Consider the following 23,031-nt stretch of genomic DNA (forward strand, 5'->3'; position numbering starts at 1 on the left):
GCGGACACGCCTTTACCGGAGCGGCTGGGCCGCTTCGGGCCAGTCGTGCGAGGGCAGCGCGTATGCGCTGGATGGACCTCACGGCCCCTTCCCGGCTCTCCCCCGCCCGGCATGATGGCGGGCGAGATGCCGCCTGTCGTCCAGGGTTGAAAAGAGGACGGCGAACACAATGCCCATGCACGCCCCCAACACCGTGTTCAGTATGCGCTCGGGCACCATGTCCGCGCCGGCCATGTGAGGCGCGGCCAGATAGGTCATCAACAGCGCCATGGGCGTGACGAGAACCTGCCCCAATCCATAGTTGGCCCCAATGATGATTTCAGTCGCAAACTGGAGCACGACCAGAATTGCGATGATGATCCAGACTGACGGGTCCTGTGACAGGATCAGCCAGGCCAGCAGGGCACCGACGACCGTGCCCATCATGCGCTGCAATGCCCGGTTCATGCTGATGTGGAGGTGCGCGCCCTGCATCACGGCCAGCGTTCCCATCGCCGCCCAGTCTGGATGATGAATTCCGGCGGCATGGCTGGAAAAGGCCGCGATTGCGCAGCCAAGGGCTATGCGCGCCGCAGCGGTCAATCGATGACGGGACGGCTGCAGCGGCGCGGCGGGAAAGGAGCGCTCCGCCGTTTCACGGTGGCGCAGCACTTCCGTCAGCGCGCAGATCGCCAAGGCCAATGCCGCAACGCCGGCCGTGGCGGCGGTGCGCGCCAGGACCTCCTGAAACGAGCCGACCGGCCCCATCGAAGCCCCGACCGCGAACACGAAGATCAGCGCTCCAGGCGCTCCGAACTGGCCGGTGACGGTAACGAAGAAGAAGACGCCGCAAGACAATGCCAGAAGCACCAGTTGGACCGGGACTGGCGTTCCCAACCAGGAGGCCATGGACATGCCGAACACGGCAATGCTTTGCCAGATCGCACAGAAGAACACGATGCGATTGCGACGCCCCGCGGGCGCGAAGCGGCCGAAGAGAGCCACCAGAGCACCCAGGGCAGCAAAGCCGATAAGTTGCGGCCATGGCGAGAGATAGACGAGGGGCAGCGCGATCGCGACCGCGATCGCCGCTTGCAGACCGGCCAGCGACGAGTTGCGCAATGAAGGCTGTGTCGCCAGGGCAAGACTGTCGCGGACGTGGTGCGGCTGGAAAAGGTAGCGCGCTGCGTCTATCCGCCGTGTCGCAAGACGCGCCTCCGGCGCCGATTTGGTGGAGGATTGTTCCGGCCCCTTCATCGCTGCTGCTCCGATCGCGGCAGTGATCCCGCGCCGGTCAGGCGCTGCTCGATCCTGTCGAAAAGATCGAGCATCCCGGCGATTTCGGCATCTGGAATATCAGCCAGAAACTCCTCCTCTCCCCTGGCAAGTTCCTTGCGGATTTCCGCCACGCGCCGCTCGCCCATGGGAGTGAGGCAGATAAGCCGGGCACGCCCGTCGGTTTCATCGGGGCGGCGTTCGACAAGACCTTGTCGGCACAGGATATCGAGCACGCGGACAAGGCTGGAGCCGTCGACGCCGACCAGCAGCGCCAGTTCCTTCTGCGTGATGCCGCCGCCGGTTTCCTGAAGGTGCACGAGCGGCATCCAGGTGGCGTCGGTCAGCCCGGCCTGCGCCAGGCGGGCATCGAGCGCCCGCCTCCAGCGCCGGGCGAGCAACGAGAAGCGGATCCCGAAACGGGAACGAGGTGAGGAGGACTGGGAGATCATGCCCCATTGCTAGCGCAATATAGATTGCATTGCAAATCAAATCATCTCCACGGTCCGCGCCCTCTCGCCGGCAGTCCAGTCACGCCGCGGGACGGTGAACAGCTCGATCGCAGCCCCCGATGGACTTCGACCAAGCTCTGAAATCATGTCATGTTACAGCAGTGCCTGAACATCACACAGCAACCGATCCTGGAAGGGTGTCTCGGAACAACACTTCACATGATACGCTCTCGATCGGCATTCCACTCCCGCAAGCATTCCGCAAAGGAGTTCCCCATGCCTCTGTCGAAGTCCTTGTTCATGCCTTTCGCGTTGGCTTCACTCGCCACCACGTTCTTTGCTGATTACGCCTTTGCCCATGCAAAGCTCGTCTCGGAAACGCCCGCCGCTCATTCCACGGCCAAACCTGCGCCTGCCGAACTCAGGCTCAAATTCTCCGAGGCCCTTGAGCTGAAGTTCACCGGCGTCAAGGTCGTGGGCCCCAGTCAAGATGTGGTCGAAACCGGGCCGGCCATGCTGGACCCAAATGACGATACGACGCTGATAGTGCCCCTCAAGTCGCCGCTTCCTGACGGCAGATACACCGTCGACTGGCACGCGCTGTCAAAGGACGGACACAAGACCACCGGCACCTATTGGTTCGAAGCGACGCACTGAGGCCACGTGGACGACATACTCATCCTTTTGCGCGCGCTGCACTATGGATCTGCCCTGCTCCTGTTTGGGATCAGCGCGTTCCAAGGCTGGCTAGCTCCGCAGCACCTGGCGCGTTCGCTCGATGCCGCGCTGGGGCGCGTCGTCTTCGTGGCGGCATTCATTGGACTTCTAAGCGCTGTTGCATGGCTACTTATTGCATCTGGCGAAATGGGAGATGGGTGGAGCGACGTGTGGAACCCGGCCACGTGGTTTGCCGTGCTTACCGAGACCGAGTTCGGCAAGGTCTGGCAGGTCCATCTGCTGCTGGCGGCCGCATTGGTCAGTTTTCTCGCGAGCGGCTGGGGGCGCCACTGGCGGTTCGTTGCGGTTCTGGGCGCCCTTTACCTCGGCAGCCTGGGCTTTATCGGCCACGCCGCGATGCTGGAAGGTGCCGCGGGCCGCGTCAGCCGCGCAAGCCACATCGTCCATCTTCTTGCCGGCGGGTTCTGGTTGGGCGCGCTTGTCGCCTTGAAGCTGTGCCTCGAGAGGTTCGACCAACCCGATCTGGCCTCGGAGATCTCGTCCGCCCTTCAGCGCTTTTCTGGCCTGGGGCACCTTGCCGTCGCGGCGGTCATCGCATCCGGCCTCGTCAATTTGGCGCTCGTGCTCGACCGCTGGCCGACGGACACGTCATCGCCATACCAGCTGTTGCTGCTTTTGAAGATGGCGTTGGTTGCCATGATGGTTGGGCTCGCAATCGTCAACCGTTACGTGCTGGTCCCCAATCTGGAAAACAGCGAGGGCGCCTTGCGGGGCCTGCGGCTATCCACTTTGGTTGAGCTGGCCCTGGGCATTTTCGTGGTGGCGCTCGTCAGCGTCTTCGGCAACCTTGCGCCGCAGTAACTCGCAATTCCCGGGCCGATCCTGGCCCGGCTCACATTGGCAGGAATTGCCCGGATGCGTGCATTCTGCTATGTTGATCAATGCTCGTCAGGTCGGCCAGGAATGCCGCGCGGGCACCATGCGCAAAAGATTAACTCGCTCCGGGAGGATGCCATGAAAAGGCTTCTGACGGTCGCTGCCTTATTGGCGGCGGGTGGTTTGATTGCAATGCAGGCCGCAGCCGCCGACGATGCTGCGTTGATCAAGAGCGCTGAATCGGCAGCCCCCGCCGCCGTGGCAGGCGGCGCGGCGGTCTACGCGATGGACAAGGGCGCGTTGCGCACGGTCCGGGAAGGCACAAACGGCTTCTGGTGCATGCCGGACAACCCCGCATCACCCGGTCCGGATCCGATGTGTGGCGACGCCAACTCGAAGGAATGGCTGATGGCGTTGATGGAGAAGAAGGCCCCTCCGAAGGGAAAGGTCGGCTTCATGTACATGCTGGCCGGCGGCTCTGATGCCAGCAACACCGATCCTTATGCAACCAAGCCCGAGCAGGGCAACGACTGGGTGACGACGGGGCCCCATGTCATGGTCGTCAACGCAATGGACTCGATGCAGGGCTACCCCGCCCAGGCCAAACCGGACACGAGCAAACCCTATGTGATGTGGGCGGGCACGCCCTATGCACATCTCATGATTCCGGTGAAGTAGCGGGCTTGCTTGAGGCTTGCCTAGGGGATCGCGCGGCCGAAACGGTCGCGCGGCTCCGGAGGGCTGCGCTCCCCTCCGTCCGCAACAGGCGCGAGGGGATCCGCTGGACCGCCTTTTGCCGGGTGCAACTTTCAATCGCTGAGCCGGGGGACCTACCTGCGCTTCCGCCACAGGTAGACTGGCCAGAGGAGCACGTGAAGTGCTCGCTGCTCAAGGCCACGAGGCGCGGATACCGACGCGACATATACGCCGGCGACAACCCAGAGCAGAAGCATGATTGCGAAATGCATTTCACTCGGGCGGATGGCACGCCGCCTTCCGGCAGGAGCGCGCGTAGATCGTGGTAGAACTTGCGGTATTGCTGGGCTTCGACGGAGCGCAGACGCACTTGTCGGTCAGCGCCGTTACGCGACTGTCCTACCCCCTGATCGATATATTGACGAGAGCGCCCATGACCGCCACAGTGGCAATTATCGCGAGGATGGTGATTGTCTGAATGACCCCGATGGTGGCACCTGCTGCCACCACTGCAGCCAGCGCGACAGCGGCTATGAAGGCCAACAGCGGCCTCTTTCGGACGAATTCGATCATAAGGCTCGATCCCTTTCTTCTTTTCCTCCCAATCTAACCACTCGCATTTGAAATGCCATGTCGCGCACCTGCGACATGAGGACTGACCGCGGGGCCGGACTTTGCACCGGCGGCAGGCGTGGCCCCGTCAGGAACCCTGTCGATGGCGCTGCGTTATCCCCGCGCTGTTCACCCAGGTGGAGCAAACCGGCATGTGGTTCGGCGCCTTACTGGTCATTTGCGGCGTAGTGCAGCTGGCATGGTCGGCGATCAACCGGGGCCGGCTGAGCGACAGCCACACCGATCCCGTGGCGGGCCGCACGCTGGAGCCTTCGCATCGGGGCCTGCGTTTCCTGGGCCTTGGTCAAACCTGGCCCGGTCTCCTGCTGATCGTGATCGGTGCGTTTGTGCTCCTCTCAGGAGCGTTCTGAATCCGGATCAGGCCACCACGCGCTGCTGGCGAATGGATTGCCTCGGCCCGGTTGCCGCCCCTAGTCGTGGCAGGTGCGTGCATTAGATCATCGTCATGGGGCGCGTCGGGCCTGCTTCATTCGGACACGCCATGATGACCGGCAAGTAGAGGCCGGTCGCGTTTGCGCGGAATGACCGTGCCTAGACCTGATGGCCAGCTTCCCAGCGCCCAGACCCACGAAGAGGCATATCGATGACCGGCACTGATCTCACCCGACGAGAGCTGCTGGAAATCGCTGCCGTGACCGGCGGCGCTCTTGTAGGAGGACAACTGATGCCCGGAGCAATCTCTTCAGCCGCCGCCCAAGGCGATGGCGTAGCGCCCGCTCCGCTCGACGTCGTGCTGCGCGTCAACGGAGCCGAGCATCGGCTGACCCTGGACCCGCGCACCACGCTGCTGGACGCCCTGCGCGAGCACCTGCATCTCACCGGCTCAAAGAAGGGCTGCGGCCTCGGCCAGTGCGGCGCCTGCACGGTGCTGATGGACGGCAAGCGCTTCAAATCCTGCCTGTCGCTCGCCGCCCTGGTGGAAGGCCGCGAGATCACCACGATCGAAGGCCTCGCCCAAGGGGACGAACTCCACCCGCTGCAGGCCGCCTTCATCGAACGCGATGCGTTCCAGTGCGGCTACTGCACTTCGGGGCAGATCATGGCCGGGGTGGCGTGCATCAACGAGGGCCATGCCGGCTCGCCGGAAGAGATCCGCGAGTGGATGAGCGGCAATATCTGCCGCTGCGGGGCATACGACAATATAGTCGCGGCCATTCAGGATGCGGCTGCCGTCACCGGGTCCACGAAGGGAGGCTGAACGATGTATCCCTTCGCCCTGGAACGTCCGCGCGATCTCAATGCCGCCCTGGCGTTTCGCGCCCAGGCCGGGCGCAACGATGCGCCCGTCGAATACATCGCCGGCGGCACGGATATGGTGCAGCTCCTGCAGGAGAACGTGCGCCGGCCGCGACAACTGGTCAGCCTCGCCGGCCTACTGGACAATGGCATCGAACTCGGCCCCCAGGGCCTCAGGCTCGGCGCGGCCGCGACGATGGCCGAGGTCGCGGTTCACGCCGGCGTGGTCGAGCGGTTTCCGCTCATTTCGCAGGCCTTGCTGGCTTCGGCGAGCCCGCAGGTGCGCAACCAGGCGACAATGGGCGGCAACCTCCTGCAGCGCACCCGCTGCCCCTATTTCCGCGATGTCGGCTACGCATCCTGCAACAAGCGCATGCCGGGCTCGGGCTGCGCGGCGTTGGGCGGCGAGAACCGCTGGAACGCCGTGCTGGGCACGAGCGAGAACTGCATCGCGGTCCATCCTTCCGACCTGGCGGTCGCGCTGGCTGCGCTCGACGCCGTTGTGGAGATTGGCGGACCGGAGGGAGCGCGCTCGATACCGCTTGCCGACCTCCACCGGCTGCCGGGGGACACGCCGCACCTCGAAACCATCCTCGAGCCGGGCGAGGTGATCACCGCCATCACCATCCCGGCCGATGCGGGCGGGCTCCGCTCCCATTACCTGAAGGTCCGCGATCGCGCTTCCTTCGAGTTCGCCGTCGTGTCCGCGGCGGTAGCGCTCGACATGGACGGCAGCGGCATCCGCCACGCGCGCATCGCTCTTGGCGGTGTCGGGACCAAGCCCTGGCGCGTCCCCCGGGTCGAGGCGGCAATGGCCGGGGCCGTCCTGGAACCGGCCAAGCTTCGTGAGGCCGCCGCGCTCGCTGCCGAAGGCGCCCGGGGATACGGGCATAACGACTTCAAGATCGAGCTCATGCAGCGCGCCATCGTTCGTGCGGTCGAAATCGCGGGAGCACGCACATGAACCTCGCGACCATCGGACAACCCATCAGCCGGGTTGACGGCCGTCAGAAGGTCACAGGACATGCCACGTATGCCGCCGAATTCGCAGTGCCCGACGAGGCTTATGGCGTCATCGTCAGGAGTACCGTGCCGAAGGGCCGCGTGACCACAATCGACAGTGCCGCAGCCGAAGCGGCTCCCGGCGTCATTGCCGTCCTTACCCATGTCAACGCACCGAAGCTGCCCTATCGTCCGCACAAGGGCTTCACCGACCCCGACGTCGGCGAGCGCCTGCACGTGCTGCAGGACGATCGCATCGATCACCAGGGCCAGCCGGTCGGGCTGGTGGTCGCCGACACGCTGGAACAGGCGGTGCATGCCGCGAGCCTGGTCGATGTCACCTATGCGGCCGAACCTGCGATCGTCGACGTCGCCCGTGTCGATCCGGCCAGGCCCACCGTGCAGAAGACCGACCAGGGCGAGCGGCGTCCCTCGGAGTCCCGGCGCGGCGATGCCCAGCACGCCCTGGCGGCCGCGGAGGTTCGTGTCGATCGGACCTATGTGATCCCGCGTGAGAACCACAATCCGATGGAACTGCACGCGACGATCGCGGCCTGGAATGGCGATCAGCTTACCCTGTGGGACAAGTCCCAGTGGGTGAGCAACGTTGCCGAGGAGATCGCCGCGGTATTCGGCATTCCGGCAGGGAACATCCAGGTGATCTCACCCTTCGTCGGCGGCGCCTTCGGCTCGGCGCTGCGGACATGGCCGCATGTCACGCTCGCAGCACTCGGCGCTTGGGTGGCGGGACGTCCCGTGAAGGTGATGCTGTCGCGGCGCGAGATGTATTATGGCACCGGCTACCGGCCGCACACGGTCCAGCGGGTCGCGCTTGGCGCCTCGCGCGACGGGCGTCTCACCGCAACCATTCAGGACGCCTGGCAGGAAACCTCGACTTACGAAGAATATTCCGAGGCGCTCACCAGCGCGACGCGTTTCCTCCATTCCTGCCCCAACGTCTACACACGCCACCGCCTCGCGCCGATGAATGTGCACACGCCTACCTACATGCGTGCGCCGGGCGAGGTGAGCAACGTCTTCGCGCTCGAATCCGCCATGGACGAACTGGCCGTGGCGCTCGACATGAATCCGGTGGAGCTGCGCCTGCGCAACGAGCCGGCGCGCGACGAGTTCAAGAACTTGCCGTTTTCCAGCCGCTCGACGCGGGAGTGCTACCGCGTAGCCGCCGAACGCTTCGGCTGGAGCCGGCGCACCTCCGAGCCGCGCTCCATGCGAGACGGGCGGCTGCTGATCGGCTGGGGCATGGCGACCGCGACCTATCCGATGAACTTTGCGCCGGCTTCGGCCATGGCGCGCCTGCTGCCCGACGGCAGCGCCGAAGTCATGAGCGCGGCGAGCGACATGGGGCCCGGCACCTGGACGTCGATGACCCAGGTCGCGGCCGATGCTCTCGGCCTGCCAATCGAACGCGTGAAGTTCATGCTCGGCGACAGCCGGTTCCCCAAGACACCGCCCCATGGCGGTTCGATGACGATGGCCAGCGTCGGCAGCGCCGTTCAGGCCGCCTGCCTCCAGATACGCGAGGAGGCGCTGGCACGCGGCGGATCCAACGATCTCACCGAGGCCATGCAGCGCATTGGCCAGCCCATCGAGGGTACGGCCTCGGCCAAGCCGGGCGCGGATGGCAAGCGGTTCTCCATGCATGCCTTCGGCGCCGTTTTCGCGGAGGTCGCGGTCGATCCGGACCTGGGTGAAACACGCGTGCGGCGCATCGTCGGTGCCTACGGTGCCGGCCGCATCGTCAACCCGAAAACCACCCGCAGCCAGTGCATCGGCGGCATGATCGGCGGCATCGGCATGGCCTTGATGGAGCATTCGGTCGTCGATCCCCGCAACGGCCGCGTAGCGAACGCCAACCTGGCCGAATACGCGGTGCCCGTTCACGCCGATGCGCCGCCGGTGATGGACGTGATCCTCCTGGAGGAGAACGATCCGCACGTGAACCCGCTCGGGGTCAAGGGTGTCGGCGAGATCGCCATTGTGGGGGTCGCATCGGCAATCACCAACGCTGTCTTCCACGCCACCGGCAAGCGCATACGCGAGCTGCCGGTGACGCCGGACAAACTGCTCTGAAGCGGCATGCCGGAGCGGCGCCCTGCTCTCCCCAAACATCAGAGCGCCGCGCTTCCTGGGGGACGCGCGGCGCTCGGATGCATTTCCTATGAAGCCGGTCAGTGACTCCGCTCGATCACCGACCACCCACTGCTACTGCTTTGGGCTGAGGTCTATCTCGAACCACTTCTCCGAAAACTTTGCCAGCGTGCCGTCTTCACGCATCTCGGCAATTGCCTTGTCGAGGATGGCCTTGAGCTCCGGCTCATCCTTGCGAATGCCCAGGCAGACATTCGTTGCCATGATGCCGCCAACGAGCAGCGGCCCTGTCGTCTTCAGCGCCCCCTGGCTCCTGGCCGCGCGGTCGCGGGCAAACACGACGTTGTCGAACTGGCCGTCAAGGCGCCCGCCTTCCAGGTCCAGTTGCACTTGCTCGGAGGATTTGTAGGTCCGCACCTCGACCACATCGCCGAAGTTCTCCTCGACGAACTGCAACTGGCTGGTGGAGAGCGAGGCGCCGAGCGTCATGCCTTTCAGGGCCTGCTTGAGGTCCGCCACGGCCTTCTTGCCTTCTTCGGTGTCGGTCGAAAGGCTTTCGCCCGTATGCGGCAGGTCGGCAATCGGGCTGTCGGCGCCAACGAGGAAGGTGTTGGGCGTGATGACGTAGGGGTCGGAGAAATCGATCACCTTGCGCCGCTCGGGGTTGGGGCCCATGGTCAGCACGACATCAAACTTTCCGGCCAGCAGAGACGGGATTTGGCTGTCCCAGTCCTGGGCGACGATCTTGCAGTCGAGCTCGGCGCGCTTGCACACTTCCTTGATGACATCGAGGTCCAGGCCCTCAAGCTCGCCGCTGGCGGTGGTCGAGTTGAACGGCGGGAAAGCGCCTTCCACACCGACGGTTACGGTCTTCCATTCCTTGGCAAGAGCCGTGCCACTGTAGAGCACCGAGAGCGCGGACAAGGCGCAGGCAGCTACGAGAGCGTTTTTTTTGAACATTGTTACCTCATCTTCCTAGACGGTTTCTCACGATCCAGCTTGTCCGCGGTTGGAAACGGATAGCCGGCAATCCTGACTGACCCTAACCTTGTACCTGGCACACCGCGCTGCAAAGCGGAAAGTCGTTCACATATGTGAACCACATTCAGGAATATAACCCGGTTTCCGTGATGGGCAGAGCGCCGGACCCGCCGAGAAGATCCAGACCGGGCAGTCGCAGCGCCCCCAGGCCGGCGAAAGCTGCGCCTCCCCTTATGGACAGCACGCCTTGGCGTGGCGCACCACATCGGCATGCGTTGCAAACCAGACATCCTTATGTGTGCGGATATGGGAAATGAGTTCCCTCAGGAGCCAGATGCGCGAGCGGTGGCCGATTATGTCGGGATGCATGGTGAGCTGGAAAATGCCTCCTTCCTCGTAGGCGGCATCGAATTCCCGCATGAAGATCTTCAGAATGTCGTGCGGAGCGATCTGTGGTCGCAATCCGCCCCAGCGGTCCATGACCAGATAGGCGGCGTCGTCGCGGATCCACTCCACCGGCAGTTCGATCACGCCGCAAGGCTCGCCGTTCAGCAGCAGCTCATAGCAGTCGACATCGGCCATCAGCGAGGAATCGTAAAGCAGTCCCATATCCGCTGTGATCTGCAGCGTGTTCTCGCTGAAATCCCACGAGGGCGTGCGGATGCCGACCGGGCGAACGCCGGTGATCTTCTCCAGCGTGTCGGCGGCGCGAAACTGCAGGTCGCGTTCGGTTGCCGCATCCAGCAGCGTGTTGCGCTCATGGATCCAGCCATGCAGCCCGATTTCATGCCCTTCGGCGATCAATGCCCGCTGTTCGTCCGGATAGTGGATTGCCGAAATTGCCGGCACGAAGAACGTGGCGGGGATGGCCTCGCGCGACAGAATCTGGCGAATTCGCGGGATGCCCTGTCGCGGACCGAACTGGCCTTGCGAAAGCGCCGAAATCGACCGGCCGCCGTCGCGCAGCTCGAACGTGTCGTGGTCGGAATCGAACGACAATGCAACCGCACACCTGGCGCCACCCGGCCAGGCGGCGGGCTTCAGCGTTCGCCCCGCCCGGGCGCGGTTCATGATGGTTTGCAGGTGCTCTTCGGGCCAGGTCCAGGTCGCAAGCGGCGCGTTGGGATCGGTCGTCATGCCACGGGGCCTCCGCTGACGGAAAGGGTCTGGCCGGTGATCCAGCTTGCAAAGGGCGATGCCAGGAAAAGCACGGCGTTGGAAATGTCCTCGGGGCGGCCGATGCGGCGAAGCGGGATTTCGTCGATCATCGCCTGCTGGCCCTCATCGCCATAGGAAGCCCATTGGCGCTCGTAATCGGGACTGGTGCGCAGGAAGCCCGGCGCAACGGCATTGACGTTGATGCCGAAGGGTCCAAGCTCATGGCCGAGCTGGCGGGCGAGACTGATGAGCGCGGCCTTGGCGCTTGCATAGGCCTGGATGCCGGTCAGGCTCACTCCGATGCCGGCTCCGCTGGAGATGAATACGAGCTTGCCCGCACGACGCTTCTTCATCGCCGGCACCACGGCACGCGCAACCATGAACGCACCACGCACATTGACGTCGTAGATGCTGTCCCAATCGGCGGCCGGAACGTCCTCGACCGGCTTCTTGGTCTGGCCGAGCACACCGCCCGCGACATGGACAAATATGTCGAACCCGCCCTTCGGGTCTTCCGCTGCGATCAACTGCATGATCTGTGCCTCGTCAGTGACATCCAGGCAGGCGGTGGAAATCGAACCGCCACGGGCGGGACGGGCTTCGTCAACCAGCCTTTGCAGTTCCGTCTCGTTGACGTCGGTTGCCAGCACCGCCGCGCCATCCGCGGCGAACGCTTCGCAGATCGCGCGGCCGATGCCACGCGCAGCACCGGTCACAAGGACGCGCTTTCCTTCGAACTGAATATCCATTTCACTGCTTTTCCGTTGCTGGGGGCTTGTAGCCGAGGCGATAGCTGAGCTCGGCTGCGCTGCGGATCACGGCGTCGATCATCCGGTTGCGAGATGCGGCGAAGCGGGGCGAAATCGTCGCGATATTGAGGGCGGCAATCACCTCGCCGGTGGAATCGCGCACCGGGGCGGCAACGCCGGAGCCACCGGCGACCGCTTCCTCGTCGCTGATGGCATAGCCATCGACGCGGGCGCTTTCGATGATCCTCCGGATCTGGACGCGGTCGATGATCGTGCGGTCGGTGATCTGCACGATGCGTTCCTTGCACAGATAGGACGCGGTCCTTTCCGGGGCCCAATGGGCCAGCAGAACCCGGCCCATGGCGGTGCAAAAGGCGGGATCGGAGCCCGTCAGATCGGAATCGAAGCGCACCGCCTGGTGACTGACGCTCTTGGCGAGCAGCTTGACGCGCCCGTCCTTGCGGCGGGCCCCCAGGAACACCGTCTCGCCTTCGCCGTCACGCAAGGCATCCATGATCGGTTGCGCGGCGGCGATCAGTTGCGCGTCACGGCCGCTGGACCAGCCGGGCCCGTTTCGAAAGGCGTCATGGATGCGATATGCTTCCCCCTCGTCCCGCGTGACGTAAGCGCGCGAGACGAGCGTCGCCAGCAGATTGAACGTGCTGCTTTTGGGATAGCCGAGTTCCGAAACGATGGTTTTCAGCGTCAGCGGCTTCGGAGAGCGCGCCAGAAGCTCCAGAATCTCCAGGACCCGGACGGCGGATTTCACTTCAGAGTCATTTAGGCTGTTCATATATGTGAACAAAATTCCTGTTGAAGAATGCCCAAGCAGCCATACCATGCTCCCGCTATGTTGAAAAGGAGCAGATTTGCACATGGACGCAGTACATAAGGTTGCCATTGTCACCGGCGCGGCGCGCGGCATTGGCAAGGCGTGCGCGCTGGATCTGGCGCGTGCCGGATATCATATCGCGCTGGTGGATCTGCTTGAACAGGAACTGTCCGACACTGCTGCCGAAATATCCAGCCTTGGCGTTCGCACGCTCACATTCGTGGCCGATGTTTCAAGCTACAAGCGAGCCGGCGAAGTGGTCGAGGCGACGGTCGCCGAGTTCGGCCGCGTCGACTTCCTGCTGAACAATGCCGGGCGCTCCGCGCCTGTCGGCATCCTCGATATTTCCGAAGAGGATTTCGACCGCGCTATCGCGATCAACCTGAAAAGCTGCTTCAACTACATCCAGCACACTGCGCCCCACATGCTGAAGCAGGGTGGTGGACGCATCGTGTCGATGTCGTCGCTGAACGCGCTTTCCGGAGGCGTGACGGCGGCGGTGAGCAAGTTTGCCTATGCCGCCGCCAAGGCAGGCATTCTGGGCATGACCCGTGCGCTGGCAAAGGAATTGGGCCCGCATATTGCCGTCAACGCGATCTGCCCCGGCGTCATCCGCACGGAGATCGACACCAACGTGACCGACCGGGCCGAGGAAGTCATCAAGGGCATTGCACTTGGCCGGCTTGGCTGTGCGGACGACGTGGCGCGGCTGGTGACCTTCCTCGCTACGTCGGAGCCCTGCTTCATGACCGGTCAGGCGCTGACCGTCGACGGCTTCCAGTTCAACATGTAAGCCGTCTCCCACGCGCCGACGCGAGACAAGGATGAGCAGATGATGGACTTTCTAGGCCTGCTGAGTTTCGGCCCCGAGGGTTGGGGCCCGTCACTGCTCTCCGCCTCGCTCGTGACCATCGCGGTCGCAGCCTGCGGCTTTTTCATCGGCATCGTCATCGGCGGGTTCATCGCCTGGGCAAAGCTCGCGGGCGGTGTGACGCTGCGGGTCGGTGCCGACGCTTATACAACCGTGCTTCGCGGCGTGCCCGATCTCCTGGTGATCTATCTCTTCTATTTCGGCGGAAGCCTGCTGGTCACCAGCATATTCAATGCCCTGGGGCATGCGGGCTTTGTGGGCGTGCACCCGTTCGTTGCGGGCGCAAGCGCCATCGGCGTCGTCTCCGGCGCCTATCAGGCCGAGGTTTTCCGCGGTGCATTCCGCGCCCTGTCCAAAGGTGAGATCGAGGCCGGAAAATCCGTCGGCATGAGCCGCTTCCTGCTTTTTCGACGGATCATCGCGCCGCAGGTTCTGCAGCACGCGCTGCCCGGCATCGGCAATGTCTGGCAGATGGCGCTGAAGGAGTCGGCCCTGATTTCGGTGACCGGCCTGGTGGAACTTCTGCGCCAATCGCAGATCGCCGCCGGCTCGACGCGCAAACCCTTCGAATTCTATCTCGTCGCCGGCGCCATCTTCCTGTTCATCACCTGGGTGTCGCAACATATCTTTGAATGGCTTGAAAGACGCGCGTCCCGCAGCCTTCCGCAGGAGGCCTCGTGATGGATCCGATCTTCATTCGCGACACCTTCCTGGAACTGCTGTCGGGCATTCCGCTAACCCTGCAGCTGACATTCGTCGCCTTTGCGCTCGGCACCGTCATTGCCATCCTGATGGCCCTGATGCGGATGTCGCGCATCAAGGCTCTGGAAGCCTTCGCGCGCGGATATGTCTTCGTGCTGCGCGGCACGCCGCTGCTCGTGCAGATATTCCTGATCTATTATGGCCTCGGGCAGTTCCGGCCCACCCTCCAATATCTCGGCCTGTGGCAGTTCTTCCGCGATCCCTACTGGTGCGCGATCCTGGCCCTGTCGCTGAACAGCGCGGCCTATGGCAGCGAAATTCTGCGCGGCGGGCTGCGCTCGGTCCCGATGCGTGAAATCGAGGCGGCGCGCGCCTGCGGCATGTCCGGCCTCTTGCTCTATCGCCGCATCATCATGCCGATCGCGCTTCGACAGGCCCTTCCAGCCTATGGCAATGAGCTTATCCTCATGGTGAAGGCAACCTCGCTTGCTTCCACCATCACGCTGATGGAAGTGACGGGAATTGCCGCCAGGCTCATCGCATCCAGCTATCGGCCGGTCGAAGTGTTTATCGCCGCGGGCGCGATCTATCTGATCATCAATTTCGTGCTGACGCGTGCCATTTCCCTGCTTGACTGGTGGCTGACGCCGCATCTTCGCGGGCCCTCGCCGGCAAAAATGGAGAACAGGAATGGTTGACCGGGCACCGACGCAATCCGTCATTTCCCTTCGCAATCTGCACAAGAGCTTCGGCGGCCTGGAAGTCCTCAAGGGGATCTCGTTGGAAGCGAGGAAGGGCGAAGTCATTGCGATCCTGGGATCGTCAGGATCGGGCAAGAGCACCATGCTGCGCTGCATCAACATGCTGGAACTGCCAAGTTCCGGCGAGGTGGTGATCGGCGGCGAAGCGGTGAAGCTGAAGCGACAAGGCGACGGGCTGGCGATTGCCGACCAGCGCCAGATCGACAAGATTCGCTCCCGTGTCGCCATGGTGTTCCAGAGCTTCAATCTTTGGTCCCACATGACGATCCTCGAAAATCTCATCGAGGCGCCGATCCATGTTCAGGGCCGTCCACGACAAGAATGCATCAAGGAGGCCGAAGCGCTTCTGGACAAGGTCGGCATCGGCGACAAGGCCGGTGCCTACCCGTCCCATCTTTCGGGAGGGCAGCAGCAACGTGCGGCAATCGCACGGGCGCTTGCGATGCATCCCGAAGTCATGCTGTTCGACGAGCCCACTTCCGCGCTCGATCCCGAACGGGTTGGCGAGGTGCTGAAGGTCATGCGCGCACTTGCCGAAGAGGGACGCACGATGCTGGTGGTGACCCATGAAATGGGTTTCGCCCGCGAGGTCGCCAGCCGGGTCATATTCCTTCACGAAGGCCGCATCGAAGAGGATGGCCCCGCTCACGAGGTCTTCAGCAACCCCAAGTCCGACCGCTTCCGCAAGTTCATCGCCACCACGCAGCATAGCTGACATCGTTCGATCATTGCGGTAGTCGCCCTTGACCACGCGAGCGCTCCCTGGCGTGCAGCCTCGCTCGCCTCAAGCTGCAGCGAGCTGGTTTCGCCATAAGGGGGCTGGCTAGCCGTCGATGTGGTCCAGGAGCCACCGGACGGCCAGCGGATAGCCATTGGCACCGAGACCGGCAATGACCGCGGTCGCGACCTTCGACACAAGCGAGTGGTGGTAGATCTCGTCGCGCCGGTGGATGTTGGAGATGTGCAGCTCCACGATCGGGCCCGGGAACATCTTGAGCGCATCGAGCAGCGGGATCGAGCGGAAGCTCAGGCCGGCCGGATTGATGAGTATGGCGGAGCCGTCGTCGATCGCCTCGTGGACCCAATCGACGAGCTGGTGCTCGGCATTCGACTGATGGAAGCGCAGCGGCGCTGGGCCGGCTGCCTGCCGGCACATCGCCTCGATCTCGGCGAGCGTCGTGCGCCCATAGATCTCGGGCTCGCGCTTGCCCAGCCGGTTGAGATTGGGACCGTTGATGACGAAGACGGGTTTCATCGGCAAATCCTTTCCGGTCAGCCCTGGTAGCCGAACAGGCGCGGCAGCCACAGCACCGTTTCGGGGAAGAAGGTGATAATGATCAGCGATGCGATCATCGTGTAGAGGAACGGCAGCACGTCGCGCACGATGTCCCGCAACGGCACCTTGGCAATACGGACCATGATGAACAGCAGCAGGCCGTAGGGCGGCGTGACGAGCCCCAGCATGATGTTGACCACGCACATCACACCGAAATGGACGAGGTCGATCCCGAGCGCCTGTGCAGTCGGAATGAACACCGGAAGGATCACCAGGATGATCGTGGTGCCTTCCAGGACGCAGCCAAGCAGCAGCAGAAGGATATTGACGAGGATCAGGAAGCCGGTGGGCGACAGATCCCATGATTGCAGGACGACGCTCAGCGACTGTGGGATGTTCTCGACCGTGACGACATAGTTGAACACCAGGGCGCCGGCGATCAGCATGCCGATCGAGGCGGTGGTACGGGCGCTGGCGAGCACCGAATTGTAGAAGTCGCCGAAGCTGACGCTGCGATACAGCACCACCGAGATAATCAGGGCATAGGCAGCCGCAACGGCTGCCGCCTCGGTCGGCGTCGTCACGCCGGAATAGATGCCGCCGAGCAGCACCAACGGCATCAGGAGCGCCGGCAGGGCCCGCACCGTTATGCCCGGAAGCTCGCGCACCGGCGTCGGAGGCTCCACCGGAAAGTTCCGCGTCCTCGAATGGATGGCAACGAGAAGCATCTGGAACCCGGCCATCAGCAGGCCCGGCACTACCCCGGCCAGGAACAGGTAGCCGATCGAAGCGTCGGAGACGAGCGCGTAGATGATCATCGGGATCGAGGGCGGGATGATCGGGCCGATCACGGCTGTAGCCGCGGTCAGTGCGGCGGCGTAGCTCGCGGGGTATTTGCCATCCGCCGTCATCATGTTCTGCATGATCTTGCCGGATCCGGCAGCGTCGGCGATGGCCGATCCCGACATGCCGGCGAAGATGATCGACTGCAGCACGTTCACCTGCGCCAGACCGCCCCGAAACCGGCCGACGAAGGCATTGCAGAAGACCATAAGGCGATCGGTCATCGAGCCGATGTTCATCAGCTCCGCCGCGAGGATGAAGAGCGGCACGGCCAGGATGATGTAATTGGAATACATCCCGTTCAGGAACTGTTCGGCGACGGTACCCATGTCGAGACCCGCCAGCAGCAGATAGAGGACCGACCCGGCAATCATGGCGTGGCCAACCGGCAAGCCATTGAGCGCGAGCACGGTGATTGCAACGATGGAGAGGGAAAAGGGGCTCGCGATATTCATATGCCGGACTGCGCCTTGGTTGGGTCGAACTCTTCGGGAGCCTCGCCCCGCAGAACCTGCCAGGACAGCCAGATGTAGCGCGCGATGATCGCGATCACGAAGACGACGTAGATGGAGAACACCCAGTCGAAACGGAGCTTCAGGTAGGCGGTCTTCTCCACGCGCATGAAGGCGACATAGTCGAGGACGGCCGGGAACGAGATGCCGTAGAGCGCAATCAGCGAAACGGCGCTCATGAGGAACATCGCGCTGCGCGTGCGGGCACCGACCGATGCGTAGATGAGGTCGAACCGCATCTCCTCTTCTTCCTTCACGACGAAGGCAGCGCCGAACAGCACGATCCATATCCAGAGGATCGCGCTGAGCTCGTTGGTCCAGCCGGTCGGCCAGTTCAACACGTAGCGGAAGACGATCTGCAGCAGGAAGGCGAAGAACATCGTCGCCAGCATCGCCATCAGGATGTCTTCCGCGCGCCGGTACAGCCAAGCGCCAAGCGCCGCGAAACCTGTTTCCACTTATCCCCTCCCCCAGGACCGGATGGATGGCTACCGGCTGTCATGCCGGCGGCCATGGCACATCAGAGCGGGCGGGCGCAGCGATGGAATCGGTGCTCCCGCTCCAGCTCTTTGTTTTCGCATCGGATTTTCCCGAAACCGGCGTCCACTTTCGGGTCCGATGCTCTAGAGCGCGTTGATCTTGTCGACCATGCCTTCCGGCCATTCCTTGGCGAGGTCGGAGGCCAGGTACTTCCCCTGGACACTCTCGCGGAAGGCGGCGACATCCGGCTCGTAGATCTTCAGGCCCTTCGCCTTGAAATTCTCGACCAGCTCCTTCTCATGGGCGAGATGCTTCTCGGTCGAGAAGTCGATGGCCTTGTCGGCTGCGGCCTGGAAGCGCGCCTGCTTTTCCGCGCCCATCTCGTCCCAGACCTTCTTCGAGACGACGAGAAGGTCGAAGCCGACCAGATGCGAGGTCAGCACGATCTGCGACATGACCTCGTAGAACTTCATGTTCTCGACATTGGGCAGCGGATTGTCCTGGCCGTCGATGGCGCCGGTCTGCAGGCCCGTATAGACCTCGGCATAAGCCATCGGCGTCGGATTGGCGCCGAGCGCCTCGCCGAGGAACTGCCAGGCGTCGCCGCCGGGCATGCGCAGCTTGACGCCGGCCATGTCGGCAGGCGTCTTGATCTCTTTCTCGGGCTTCAGGCCGACCTGGCGCACACCGAAATAGGTCGGGCCCAGGATCACGATGCCGAGTTGGTCCTCGGCCATCTTCTTCATCTCCGCGCCCGCCTCGCTGGCGAAGAAGGCTTTCAGATGCGCCGCGTCGCGGAAGAGATAGCCGGCCGTCAGGATCGACCACGCCGGGATCTGCTTGGAGATGTCCTGCGGCGCGATATTGCCCATTTCGAGATTGCCGCGTTGCAGTGCCACGAGCTCCGTGCCCTGCTTGAACAGGTTGCCGCCGTAATAGCCCTCGAAGGCGAAGTCCTCCTTGATGGCGTCGTCGAACATCTTCATCATCTCGGCGCGAATGTCCTGCTCCGAGAAGACGGCGGAGAAGCGCAACTTTGACTTGTCCTGCGCAAGCGCCGGAACGGCACTCGCGAGGGCAAGGGCTGCGGCTCCTGCCAGCGCCTGGCGGCGTGTGAGATCAAATGTCATTGGCAATACCTCCCTGTTGCCGTTCCCTTTTTCGACGCGCCCCCCTCAGAGCGCGTTGATTTTCTCCAGCGTGCCTTCCGGCCATTCGACAGCGGAGATTCCAGAAATTGTTTATCCGAGAAGGCGCGGAATGCAGCTATCAGCTCGGGTTCCTGCTCGATGTATTCGGCCTCGCTCGAGGCAAAGGCGTCCACGACGCGGGCGGGAGACACGGTCATGCCGCCGCCTCGAAATGGCCGGCCATCGCCTGGCGGTCGGGCGCAACACCCGTGAAAAGCTCGAAGGCGCGCACGGCCTGGTAGACAGCCATGCCGGTGCCGGCCAGCGTGCGGCAGCCGAGCGCGCGCGCGCGGCGCAGAAGCTCGGTCTCTTCCGGGAAATAGACGATCTCGGCCACCCATTGCCGCGGCGAAAGAAGGTCGGCCGGGAACGGCGTACCCGGATATTTGGCCATGCCGATCGGCGTGGTGTTCACGATGCCGTCGGCGGCGGCGACCACGGCCGCGGCGTCACGCGACGCGACGACGCGACCGGCCGCGCGGGACGCCATCCTCCGGGCGAGGTCCTCGGCCCTCGCCGCATCCGTGTCGATGACGACGAGCTCGCCCGCGCCGAGCCCGTCGAGCGCGTAGGCGACCGCTGCCCCCGCACCGCCGGCGCCGAACAGTGCGATCGTCCGCGTGGCCGCGCCGGCCATGGTCTCTCGAAAGCTCTCCCTGAACCCCCAGGCGTCTGTATTGTGCCCGACCTTGCGCCCTTCGCGGAACACGACCGTGTTGACCGCGCCGATGGCGAACGCCTCCGGCGACAGATCATCCAGCGAAGGCATGATCGCCTGCTTGAACGGGTGGGTGACGTTCACCCCTTGGAAGCCGGCCGCCTGCGCCGCCTCCAGAACCTCGCCTACCGCCGCATCGGGCAGCGCCAGCATGTCGAAGTCGAGGAGGAGATAGGCGTAGTCGATGCCGAGGCGCCTTGCCTCACGCTCGTGCATGCCCGGCGTGCGGGAGGACTGGATGCCGCGGCCGAGCAGGCCCACGACGACACAGTCCTCGCCCGGCCTAGGCGCGCCACGATGCCCGGCCGCAATCTGCCCGAGCCGGTCGACAAGGCTGTCGGCCATTCCAGTCCTCTCCTCCCGGTCATGCCGTAGGCGGCTGCAGCGCCGCACTTGTGCTTGCGCGGGCGCCGCCGCTATGACAGGGGCACCTGCGGGCTGGATGATGTACGAACTAGATAGTACAGTCAATCACCCGACCTACGTAGAGGCATCCGAGAACCCATGACCGTCGCGAAAGATGAGAAATCCAGACCCGAAGCCGGTGGGGGCCGCGTGCCGGATCCGGAAGGAACGCGGCGGAACATACTGGAGATCGCCTCGCGCGAGTTCGCCCTCAACGGCCTATCGGGAGCTCGCATCGACGAGATCGCCGCACGCACGCGCTTCAGCAAGCGCATGATCTACTATTATTTCGGCGACAAGGAGGGCCTCTACCTGCGCGCGCTGGAGGAGGCCTACAGGCAGGTGCGCGAGGGCGAGGCGCAACTCGACATAGAAGGCCTGCCGCCAGTGGCCGCCCTGACGCGCCTTGTCGAGTTCACCTTCGAGCATCACCACCAGCACGAGGATTTCATCCGCATGGTGATGATCGAGAACATCCACCACGGTCAGTACCTGAAGCAGTCGGATGCCATCCGCGACCTCAACGTTACGGCCATCGACCACATCTCGCGCATCTACTCGCGCGGCGTGGCCGAGGGCGTCTTCCGCCCCGGGCTCGACCCGGTCGAACTGCACTGGCAGGTCAGCGCACTCTGCTTCTTCAACGTCTCCAACCGGGCCACCTTCTCGATGATTTTCGGACGCGACTTCGGCGCGCCGGAGCAGCTTGACCGTCTCAAGAAGAACACCGTCGAGATGATGCTGCGTTTCGTTGCCAGAGACGACCCGTCCCCCGCATAGTCCCGGCGTTCCGGCCCGCTTGCTGTGAGGCGGCCTAGCCTTGGAAATGTCCGAACTGTTTAGTGCATCCTGGTTTCCGGGAGGAGATGCGGAACTGGAGGCATTCATCCGCCGGGGCCGCCGGCCTTGGTGGTAGTGCGGTAAGCTGCGGCGAAGCTATCCAGTTCGGCGCGTTCGAGATCGGACACCGCCCAGTAATCGAAGCCGTTCCCCTTCCAGCTCACCATATTGTAGCCGTCGGCTTCCCTGTCTTCGGGGCCGGAGGTCCCCGTCCCTGCCGGCTCCGCAACCACCGTGATCAGATGCTCGTTGTGGCGGTAGACGAGCGCCGGTACGGCGCGTCCGCCAATGACATCGACGCGCCCGCCGACAAGCGCGAAGCCTTTCGCTGCAAGGTCGGGGGCCGGCGGCGAGATACCGATGCGGCCGTCGAGCCAGGGCTTGACCGCATGGCGATCAGACGAGGCGATGTCGACCGGACTTGCGGCAAGCAGGCTTCGGCGATGGCCGCTCGCCACGAGATCGGCGGTGGTTTGGCGTGGGCCTTGCGCACCCAGCCAATAGCCGCCGCTCCCGGCCGCGATCACGGCGATGAGAAGCGAGGCGGCAAGCGCGCGCCAGTCCGCCTGCCACTCTGATCGCCGCCGTAGGGACCCGGCAGGCCTGCCGGAAGCGCCGACAGCGGCTTCGATCCTGTCGAGCAGTTTCGCGTCGAGTTGCGGGCGTTCGAGCCTGCCGAGCGCCGCATGCGTGGCGGCAATGGCATCATAGGCCTTCCGGAGTGCCGGCTCATCGGCAATGCGGCGCTCGAGTGCCGTGGCCGAAGCCGCGTCGAGCTCACCGTCGACAAGCGCGTTCAGCAACAGAAGGTCCGTTTCCGGCGGTGTCCTGGCTTCAGCCACGATAGTCCTCCGCAATCGAAGCCGCGAGCAACAGGCGCGCGCGCGACAGGCGTGACATCACCGTGCCGATCGGCACAGACAGCAGATCGGCGATCTCGCGATAGCTCAGATCGTTGAATTCGCGCAGCACGAGCACCTCCCGCAGCGGGGCGGGCAACGCGCCGACGGCCTTCTGGACGGCAGCGGCGTCGGCCTTGCGGATAAGTTCAGCCTCGGGCGTCAGGGCTGGAGCGTCGGGAAAGTTTCCCTCTCCCGTCTCGGCCAGCCGATCCATCTCGTTTTGATCGCCGAGCACCAGCAGCCCTTTCCGCCGGTTCTTCGCCATCCAGGTGAAGGCGGTATTGCGGACGATCGCCAGAAGCCAGGCACGTGGGCGCAGGATCGCACCTTCCCCGAGCGAGGCGAATGCCCTGAGGCAGGCCTCCTGCACGACGTCCTCCGCATCATCGCGATTGCCCGTCAGCCAGCGCGCAAAGACCAGCGCATCCTGAAGATGCGGCACGACCAGTTCCCGGAACCGGATCGTCGGCTGATCTCCACTCAAAGCGCTCACGTCCTTGCTGCTGCGCCGGTCGACGGGCCATCGCGGAAGGTCATTTGACGACTATGCTACCCTTCATGAAGGTGTGCAGGCCACAGAAATAGGCAATATTGCCGGATTGGGCGAAAGTCCTGACAAAACTGCCGCCGGTATCGAGCGGCTCGGAGCGGAAGCTGCCGTCGGCCGCCACGATCGTGTGGACCATGTCATCGGAATTGACGAACCGCACCGTGTCGCCACGCTGGATCGTCAACGTCTGCGGCTCGAAGGAGAAATTCGAGATAGTCACCCGCGCCTCCGTTGCGGCAGCCGGGGCAATCGGCTGGGCAAGAAGGGCGACGAGCATCGCGGCAAGACCCGCTCGGGGCCCCTTCAACAGCATGGCAGGCAT

Annotated in this window: 27 protein-coding genes; 12 read left to right on the forward strand and 15 right to left on the reverse strand. The window is 63.9% G+C overall.

The window, feature by feature from the left end; genetic code table 11:
• Positions 1–78: 78 nt before the first annotated feature.
• Positions 79–1,236, reverse strand: a complete 1,158-nt coding sequence (locus AC3A4H_RS13820; protein ID WP_487767175.1) for an FUSC family protein — start codon at positions 1,234–1,236, stop codon at positions 79–81.
• A complete protein-coding gene (locus AC3A4H_RS13825; RefSeq protein ID WP_487767176.1) occupies positions 1,233–1,655 on the reverse strand; it encodes a MarR family winged helix-turn-helix transcriptional regulator in 423 nt (140 codons plus the stop codon). Before AC3A4H_RS13825 ends, AC3A4H_RS13820 begins: the two co-directional genes overlap by 4 nt.
• A gap of 327 nt (positions 1,656–1,982) precedes the next feature.
• Here AC3A4H_RS13825 and copC point away from each other — a divergent pair, with 327 nt between their 5' ends.
• From copC to AC3A4H_RS13840, 3 genes are all read left to right on the forward strand, one after another.
• Positions 1,983–2,363, forward strand: coding sequence for a copper homeostasis periplasmic binding protein CopC (gene copC, locus AC3A4H_RS13830; protein ID WP_487767177.1), 381 nt, complete (start codon positions 1,983–1,985; stop codon positions 2,361–2,363).
• Positions 2,364–2,369: 6 nt separating this feature from the next.
• Positions 2,370–3,245, forward strand: coding sequence for a copper homeostasis membrane protein CopD (copD, locus tag AC3A4H_RS13835; protein ID WP_487767178.1), 876 nt, complete (start codon positions 2,370–2,372; stop codon positions 3,243–3,245).
• Between the two features lie 153 nt (positions 3,246–3,398).
• Positions 3,399–3,938, forward strand: a complete 540-nt coding sequence (locus tag AC3A4H_RS13840; protein WP_487767179.1) for a hypothetical protein — start codon at positions 3,399–3,401, stop codon at positions 3,936–3,938.
• A 417-nt stretch (positions 3,939–4,355) separates the two neighbouring features.
• On the opposite strand, the gene AC3A4H_RS13845 is transcribed toward AC3A4H_RS13840, so the two are convergent.
• Positions 4,356–4,529 carry a hypothetical protein gene (locus AC3A4H_RS13845; protein ID WP_487767180.1) on the reverse strand — a complete coding sequence of 58 codons (174 nt, stop codon included), beginning with the start codon at positions 4,527–4,529 and terminating at the stop codon, positions 4,356–4,358.
• Positions 4,530–4,720: 191 nt separating this feature from the next.
• Here AC3A4H_RS13845 and AC3A4H_RS13850 point away from each other — a divergent pair, with 191 nt between their 5' ends.
• The 4 genes from AC3A4H_RS13850 (at position 4,721) to AC3A4H_RS13865 (ending at position 8,921) form a co-directional block, all read left to right on the forward strand.
• Positions 4,721–4,939 carry a hypothetical protein gene (locus AC3A4H_RS13850; RefSeq protein ID WP_487767181.1) on the forward strand — a complete coding sequence of 73 codons (219 nt, stop codon included), beginning with the start codon at positions 4,721–4,723 and terminating at the stop codon, positions 4,937–4,939.
• 233 nt (positions 4,940–5,172) lie between these two features.
• On the forward strand, positions 5,173–5,787 hold the full coding sequence (locus tag AC3A4H_RS13855) for a (2Fe-2S)-binding protein (RefSeq protein WP_487767182.1): 615 nt from the start codon (positions 5,173–5,175) through the stop codon (positions 5,785–5,787).
• 3 nt (positions 5,788–5,790) lie between these two features.
• A complete protein-coding gene (locus tag AC3A4H_RS13860) occupies positions 5,791–6,789 on the forward strand; it encodes an FAD binding domain-containing protein (protein ID WP_487767183.1) in 999 nt (332 codons plus the stop codon).
• A complete protein-coding gene (locus AC3A4H_RS13865; protein ID WP_487767184.1) occupies positions 6,786–8,921 on the forward strand; it encodes a xanthine dehydrogenase family protein molybdopterin-binding subunit in 2,136 nt (711 codons plus the stop codon). Before AC3A4H_RS13860 ends, AC3A4H_RS13865 begins: the two co-directional genes overlap by 4 nt.
• 132 nt (positions 8,922–9,053) lie before the next feature.
• On the opposite strand, the gene AC3A4H_RS13870 is transcribed toward AC3A4H_RS13865, so the two are convergent.
• From AC3A4H_RS13870 to AC3A4H_RS13885, 4 genes are all read right to left on the reverse strand, one after another.
• Positions 9,054–9,899 carry a transporter substrate-binding domain-containing protein gene (locus AC3A4H_RS13870; protein WP_487767185.1) on the reverse strand — a complete coding sequence of 282 codons (846 nt, stop codon included), beginning with the start codon at positions 9,897–9,899 and terminating at the stop codon, positions 9,054–9,056.
• A gap of 252 nt (positions 9,900–10,151) precedes the next feature.
• A complete protein-coding gene (locus AC3A4H_RS13875) occupies positions 10,152–11,057 on the reverse strand; it encodes a polysaccharide deacetylase family protein (protein WP_487767186.1) in 906 nt (301 codons plus the stop codon).
• Entirely contained in the window at positions 11,054–11,827 is a 774-nt protein-coding gene (locus AC3A4H_RS13880) for an SDR family NAD(P)-dependent oxidoreductase (protein WP_487767187.1), read from the reverse strand. The genes AC3A4H_RS13875 and AC3A4H_RS13880 overlap by 4 nt, the downstream gene beginning before the upstream one ends.
• 1 nt (position 11,828) lies before the next feature.
• Positions 11,829–12,620: an IclR family transcriptional regulator gene (locus AC3A4H_RS13885; RefSeq protein WP_487767188.1), complete on the reverse strand. Its 792-nt coding sequence runs from the start codon at positions 12,618–12,620 to the stop codon at positions 11,829–11,831.
• 82 nt (positions 12,621–12,702) lie between these two features.
• Here AC3A4H_RS13885 and AC3A4H_RS13890 point away from each other — a divergent pair, with 82 nt between their 5' ends.
• From AC3A4H_RS13890 to AC3A4H_RS13905, 4 genes are read left to right on the forward strand one after another with little or no spacing between them, the layout of a single operon-like run.
• Positions 12,703–13,452, forward strand: a complete 750-nt coding sequence (locus AC3A4H_RS13890; protein WP_487767189.1) for an SDR family NAD(P)-dependent oxidoreductase — start codon at positions 12,703–12,705, stop codon at positions 13,450–13,452.
• Between the two features lie 42 nt (positions 13,453–13,494).
• The gene (locus AC3A4H_RS13895; RefSeq protein ID WP_487767314.1) at positions 13,495–14,211 is read left to right on the forward strand and encodes an ABC transporter permease; all 717 of its coding nucleotides are present in this window, start codon (positions 13,495–13,497) and stop codon (positions 14,209–14,211) included.
• Complete coding sequence (locus AC3A4H_RS13900; protein ID WP_487767190.1) at positions 14,211–14,930, forward strand: ABC transporter permease; 720 nt, start codon at positions 14,211–14,213, stop codon at positions 14,928–14,930. Before AC3A4H_RS13895 ends, AC3A4H_RS13900 begins: the two co-directional genes overlap by 1 nt.
• Positions 14,923–15,708 (forward strand): ABC transporter ATP-binding protein, encoded by a 786-nt coding sequence (locus tag AC3A4H_RS13905; protein WP_487767191.1) that lies wholly within the window; start codon positions 14,923–14,925, stop codon positions 15,706–15,708. Before AC3A4H_RS13900 ends, AC3A4H_RS13905 begins: the two co-directional genes overlap by 8 nt.
• A gap of 108 nt (positions 15,709–15,816) precedes the next feature.
• Here the strand turns inward: AC3A4H_RS13905 and AC3A4H_RS13910 are convergent, their stop codons facing one another.
• The 5 genes from AC3A4H_RS13910 to AC3A4H_RS13930 form a co-directional block, all read right to left on the reverse strand.
• A complete protein-coding gene (locus AC3A4H_RS13910) occupies positions 15,817–16,248 on the reverse strand; it encodes a type II 3-dehydroquinate dehydratase (RefSeq protein WP_487767192.1) in 432 nt (143 codons plus the stop codon).
• 17 nt (positions 16,249–16,265) lie between these two features.
• Positions 16,266–17,567, reverse strand: a complete 1,302-nt coding sequence (locus AC3A4H_RS13915; RefSeq protein WP_487767193.1) for a TRAP transporter large permease — start codon at positions 17,565–17,567, stop codon at positions 16,266–16,268.
• Positions 17,564–18,082, reverse strand: a complete 519-nt coding sequence (locus tag AC3A4H_RS13920) for a TRAP transporter small permease (RefSeq protein ID WP_487767194.1) — start codon at positions 18,080–18,082, stop codon at positions 17,564–17,566. The genes AC3A4H_RS13915 and AC3A4H_RS13920 overlap by 4 nt, the downstream gene beginning before the upstream one ends.
• A gap of 165 nt (positions 18,083–18,247) precedes the next feature.
• A complete protein-coding gene (gene dctP / locus AC3A4H_RS13925) occupies positions 18,248–19,234 on the reverse strand; it encodes a TRAP transporter substrate-binding protein DctP (protein WP_487767195.1) in 987 nt (328 codons plus the stop codon).
• 214 nt (positions 19,235–19,448) lie between these two features.
• Positions 19,449–20,357, reverse strand: coding sequence for a shikimate dehydrogenase (locus AC3A4H_RS13930; protein ID WP_487767196.1), 909 nt, complete (start codon positions 20,355–20,357; stop codon positions 19,449–19,451).
• Positions 20,358–20,516: 159 nt separating this feature from the next.
• Between AC3A4H_RS13930 and AC3A4H_RS13935 the strand changes: the two genes are divergently transcribed.
• Positions 20,517–21,197, forward strand: a complete 681-nt coding sequence (locus AC3A4H_RS13935; RefSeq protein ID WP_487767197.1) for a TetR/AcrR family transcriptional regulator — start codon at positions 20,517–20,519, stop codon at positions 21,195–21,197.
• A gap of 104 nt (positions 21,198–21,301) precedes the next feature.
• Here AC3A4H_RS13935 and AC3A4H_RS13940 read toward each other — a convergent pair whose 3' ends face one another.
• Genes AC3A4H_RS13940 through AC3A4H_RS13950 form a run of 3 tightly spaced genes read right to left on the reverse strand, consistent with a single transcriptional unit; the run spans position 21,302 to position 23,031 of the window.
• Positions 21,302–22,099 (reverse strand): anti-sigma factor family protein, encoded by a 798-nt coding sequence (locus AC3A4H_RS13940; RefSeq protein WP_487767198.1) that lies wholly within the window; start codon positions 22,097–22,099, stop codon positions 21,302–21,304.
• On the reverse strand, positions 22,092–22,652 hold the full coding sequence (locus AC3A4H_RS13945) for a sigma-70 family RNA polymerase sigma factor (protein ID WP_487767199.1): 561 nt from the start codon (positions 22,650–22,652) through the stop codon (positions 22,092–22,094). Before AC3A4H_RS13945 ends, AC3A4H_RS13940 begins: the two co-directional genes overlap by 8 nt.
• 40 nt (positions 22,653–22,692) lie before the next feature.
• Positions 22,693–23,031: a cupredoxin domain-containing protein gene (locus AC3A4H_RS13950; RefSeq protein WP_487767200.1), complete on the reverse strand. Its 339-nt coding sequence runs from the start codon at positions 23,029–23,031 to the stop codon at positions 22,693–22,695.

This window comes from Pseudaminobacter sp. Soil_N_29, from assembly GCF_057656055.1.

Bases quoted from the DNA above. Each gene is read 5' to 3' on its own strand.
- AC3A4H_RS13820 (WP_487767175.1), bottom strand. From the start codon at position 1,236: ATGAAGGGGCCGGAACAATCCTCCACCAAATCGGCGCCGGAGGCGCGT.
- copC (WP_487767177.1), top strand. From the start codon at position 1,983: ATGCCTCTGTCGAAGTCCTTGTTCATGCCTTTCGCGTTGGCTTCACTC.
- AC3A4H_RS13840 (WP_487767179.1), top strand. From the start codon at position 3,399: ATGAAAAGGCTTCTGACGGTCGCTGCCTTATTGGCGGCGGGTGGTTTG.
- AC3A4H_RS13845 (WP_487767180.1), bottom strand. From the start codon at position 4,529: ATGATCGAATTCGTCCGAAAGAGGCCGCTGTTGGCCTTCATAGCCGCT.
- AC3A4H_RS13850 (WP_487767181.1), top strand. From the start codon at position 4,721: ATGTGGTTCGGCGCCTTACTGGTCATTTGCGGCGTAGTGCAGCTGGCA.
- AC3A4H_RS13855 (WP_487767182.1), top strand. From the start codon at position 5,173: ATGACCGGCACTGATCTCACCCGACGAGAGCTGCTGGAAATCGCTGCC.
- AC3A4H_RS13860 (WP_487767183.1), top strand. From the start codon at position 5,791: ATGTATCCCTTCGCCCTGGAACGTCCGCGCGATCTCAATGCCGCCCTG.
- AC3A4H_RS13865 (WP_487767184.1), top strand. From the start codon at position 6,786: ATGAACCTCGCGACCATCGGACAACCCATCAGCCGGGTTGACGGCCGT.
- AC3A4H_RS13870 (WP_487767185.1), bottom strand. From the start codon at position 9,899: ATGTTCAAAAAAAACGCTCTCGTAGCTGCCTGCGCCTTGTCCGCGCTC.
- AC3A4H_RS13875 (WP_487767186.1), bottom strand. From the start codon at position 11,057: ATGACGACCGATCCCAACGCGCCGCTTGCGACCTGGACCTGGCCCGAA.
- AC3A4H_RS13880 (WP_487767187.1), bottom strand. From the start codon at position 11,827: ATGGATATTCAGTTCGAAGGAAAGCGCGTCCTTGTGACCGGTGCTGCG.
- AC3A4H_RS13885 (WP_487767188.1), bottom strand. From the start codon at position 12,620: ATGAACAGCCTAAATGACTCTGAAGTGAAATCCGCCGTCCGGGTCCTG.
- AC3A4H_RS13890 (WP_487767189.1), top strand. From the start codon at position 12,703: ATGGACGCAGTACATAAGGTTGCCATTGTCACCGGCGCGGCGCGCGGC.
- AC3A4H_RS13895 (WP_487767314.1), top strand. From the start codon at position 13,495: ATGGACTTTCTAGGCCTGCTGAGTTTCGGCCCCGAGGGTTGGGGCCCG.
- AC3A4H_RS13900 (WP_487767190.1), top strand. From the start codon at position 14,211: ATGGATCCGATCTTCATTCGCGACACCTTCCTGGAACTGCTGTCGGGC.
- AC3A4H_RS13905 (WP_487767191.1), top strand. From the start codon at position 14,923: ATGGTTGACCGGGCACCGACGCAATCCGTCATTTCCCTTCGCAATCTG.
- AC3A4H_RS13910 (WP_487767192.1), bottom strand. From the start codon at position 16,248: ATGAAACCCGTCTTCGTCATCAACGGTCCCAATCTCAACCGGCTGGGC.
- AC3A4H_RS13915 (WP_487767193.1), bottom strand. From the start codon at position 17,567: ATGAATATCGCGAGCCCCTTTTCCCTCTCCATCGTTGCAATCACCGTG.
- dctP (WP_487767195.1), bottom strand. From the start codon at position 19,234: ATGACATTTGATCTCACACGCCGCCAGGCGCTGGCAGGAGCCGCAGCC.
- AC3A4H_RS13930 (WP_487767196.1), bottom strand. From the start codon at position 20,357: ATGGCCGACAGCCTTGTCGACCGGCTCGGGCAGATTGCGGCCGGGCAT.
- AC3A4H_RS13935 (WP_487767197.1), top strand. From the start codon at position 20,517: ATGACCGTCGCGAAAGATGAGAAATCCAGACCCGAAGCCGGTGGGGGC.
- AC3A4H_RS13950 (WP_487767200.1), bottom strand. From the start codon at position 23,031: ATGCCTGCCATGCTGTTGAAGGGGCCCCGAGCGGGTCTTGCCGCGATG.